The organism is Flavobacterium sp. DSP2-3-1, from assembly GCF_049896865.1.
GTDB lineage: Bacteria > Bacteroidota > Bacteroidia > Flavobacteriales > Flavobacteriaceae > Flavobacterium.
Genome location: NZ_JAFCVD010000028.1, coordinates 1 through 1,809, shown reverse-complemented (window position 1 = coordinate 1,809; position 1,809 = coordinate 1). Strand labels below are relative to the sequence as shown.

2 protein-coding genes are annotated in these 1,809 nt (G+C 41.9%); both read left to right on the top strand.

The features are described from left to right. The first annotated feature begins 194 nt into the window (after nucleotides 1-194). A complete protein-coding gene (locus ACP7AT_RS15735) occupies nucleotides 195-992 on the top strand; it encodes a tyrosine-type recombinase/integrase (RefSeq protein ID WP_426065390.1) in 798 nt (265 codons plus the stop codon). Then, the coding region (locus ACP7AT_RS15730) for an IS91 family transposase (protein WP_426065389.1) at nucleotides 971-1,809 on the top strand (839 nt) is incomplete at its 3' end. The genes ACP7AT_RS15735 and ACP7AT_RS15730, both read left to right, overlap by 22 nt.

Here is a 1,809-nt window from a genome sequence, read left to right as displayed (position 1 = left end):
GTACCTTACGAATATAATTAAAATTCGTATACCATGACTACAAAAAAAAGCATCCTGATGCGTTAAGAGAAAACAAAATCCTGAACCAAGCCAAGCGCGAAGTTCCTGGATTTGAGGAACTATTAAATCGTTTTGAGCGTACAGTTTCGATTTTGGGTCGAAGTCAGAGCACGTTCAATAATTATTCGCGCCATGTGGCGGCTATTTCGCTTTATTTTGGTAAAATCCCAACTGAATTAGATGCTGAACAAGTACAGGACTACTTATTTTACCAACAAAAAAAGTCTAAAACACCTTCTCAAACCTATTTTAAACACTGTGTTTACGGCCTTCGATTTTTGCTTAAATCCGAAGGTTTGCCGTATGAGTTTTTACGATTACCTTCGATAAAACACGAGAAAAAACTCCCTGTTGTTTTGAGCAAGGAAGAAGTTTGGGCGATGCTCCAGTGTGCCAAGCTGCTTAAACATAAAATCCTCATTGGCTTGCTTTATGGTTGTGGACTTCGCTGCATGGAAGCTAGAAGTGTGCGTTTACAGGATTTGGATTTTGACCGAAAACAACTCAAAGTAGTTCAGGGGAAAGGCAAAAAAGACCGCTACGTACCGCTTTCAGAACATTTAATTCGGGGTTTAAAAAAATACATCGAAGCCGAAAAACCCAGGGATTATGTTTTTAATGGCCAACCTTTGCCTAATGGAGCCGGTGGCGATTTTGACAATCGCTATAGTCAACGCGGGGTGCAATGGGCAGTGAAGCAAGTGGCCAAGGCAGCGGGTATAATCAAAGAAGTTCATACCCATACGCTTCGGCACAGTTACGCCACGCATTTGCTCGAAGACGGTATGGATATTATGACACTGAAAGATCTTTTGGGACACCAGAATGTTGAGACCACAATGGAATACCTGCATATTGCCCAACTCGAGAGTCAGCGTATCTTTAGTCCACTCGATACCCTTTTTGCAAAATGCAGCCGCTCTTTGAAGTAGCCGATGTCCTGCGAAAAGCAGGTGCTGCAATCGAAAACTATGGATTAAATACTTGGCAGCTCCGCACGCTTTACGCCATTAAAAAATGCAGAACAGCCGAGTTGGGTGGTCATATCGATGCTTGCGATAGTTGTGGTAATCTCACTTTAAGCTACAACTCTTGCCGCAATAGGCATTGCCCGAAGTGTCAGGGTAACAAACGAGAAGATTGGATACAAGCTAGAAGCACAGAACTCTTGCCTGTGCCTTATTTTCACCTGGTATTTACTTTGCCAAACAGTATCAATTTCTTGGCCATTTACCAGCCTAAAATAGTGTATGACACCTTATTTGAAGCTACTTGGGAAACGTTAAAAACCTTTGGCAAAGCCAAAGAAATGCAAATGGGAATGATAGCGGTTTTGCACACCTGGGGACAGCAATTGAGTTTGCATCCGCACCTGCATTGCATTGTTCCGGGCGGTGGCGTGGACAAAGACGGACAGTGGCAAAATAGTAGAACCGATGGCAAATTTTTGTTTCCAGTCAAGGCATTATCGAAAGTTTTTAGGGCTAAATATTGCGCCAAACTGAAAGTAAAATCACCTATCCTATACGAACAAATCCGGCAGGAATTATGGCAGAAACCATGGATTGTATTTGCTAAGAAACCTTTTGGAAGTCCTAAATCAGTGGTGGAATATTTAGGACGTTACACTCATAAAATCGCCATTAGTAACAATCGAATTAAAAGCATTGACAATGAAAACGTAACTTTTGATTACAAGGATTACCGAGTAGCGGGCGTTAAAAAACAAATGACGCTCACACATCAGGA